This window comes from Frankia sp. AiPa1, assembly GCF_023243075.1.
Taxonomy (GTDB): Bacteria; Actinomycetota; Actinomycetes; order Frankiales; family Frankiaceae; genus Frankia.
This window is the reverse complement of record NZ_JALKFZ020000019.1, coordinates 1-946: the sequence shown is the minus strand read 5'-3', so window position 1 is coordinate 946 and position 946 is coordinate 1. Positions and strand designations below refer to the sequence as shown.

Genomic DNA, 946 nt, shown 5'->3' with positions numbered 1-946 from the left:
TGAACCTTTTCCATCCTGGTTCTTTGAATTGGAGGCCGGATCAGTTCGGTTGATGTTGCGTCAGGTTTGACCGCAGGTTGTCCGCGCGCAGACCAGAAATGGAGGAGTCCCCGGTAGGTCACAAGGTGTCGAAGCCTGTGTTCCCTGACCGAGGACTCCGTTGCTAACCTACCCCGGACGTATCGCCCTGCCCGAGTCGACCCTGGACTTCCTGACCGAACAGCTCAAGGCCCGCCGGGACCGGCTGGGTACCTGGCGCAAGCTCCCGGCCCGCGAGCAGGCGCTGCTCGTGCTCGCGCACCTGCGCAACGGCGACACCTACGAACGCCTCGCCGACGGGTTCGGCATCGGGGTGGCGACCGTCTACCGGTATGTCCACGAAGCCGTCGACCTGCTCGCCGACCTGGCCCGCAGCCTGACCGCCGCCCTGTGGGCACTGGCCTGGACCTGGAACAACTTCGCAGTGCTCGACGGCACCGTCGTACGCACCGACCGCCTCGGCGCCCTGAACAAGCTGTACTACTCCGGCAAGCACAAGCACCACGGCGTCAACCTCCAGGGTCTGACCGACCCCTACGGCCGCCTACTGTGGATCTCCGACGGGCTACCCGGTTCGACCCACGACCTCAAAGCCGCCCGCCACCACGACGTCCTGCTCGCCACCGCCCGCGCCGGGCTCTACCTCTACGTCGACAAGGGCTACGTCGGCGGCGAAGGCGACACCCTTCTCGTCCCCTACAAGGGCCGCAACCTCCCCGACCACTACAAAGAATCCAACCGTGCACATGCCGTCACCAGAGCCCACGGCGAACGCGGCTTCGCGGTCCTGAAAACCTGGAAGATCCTCAGCCGCTTCCGGGGCTGCCCGCGCCGAGTCGGAACGGTCGCCCGCGCGATCCTCACCCTCGAACACGCATTCCACGAATAGCAGGATGGAAAAGGCTCA

General features: G+C 65.5%; 1 protein-coding gene. It reads left to right on the top strand.

Features of this window, described 5'->3' with window-relative positions:
* Nucleotides 1-160: 160 nt before the first annotated feature.
* Nucleotides 161-928 (top strand): transposase family protein, encoded by a 768-nt coding sequence (locus tag MXD95_RS04065; protein ID WP_250639168.1) that lies wholly within the window; start codon nt 161-163, stop codon nt 926-928.
* Nucleotides 929-946 lie beyond the last annotated feature (18 nt).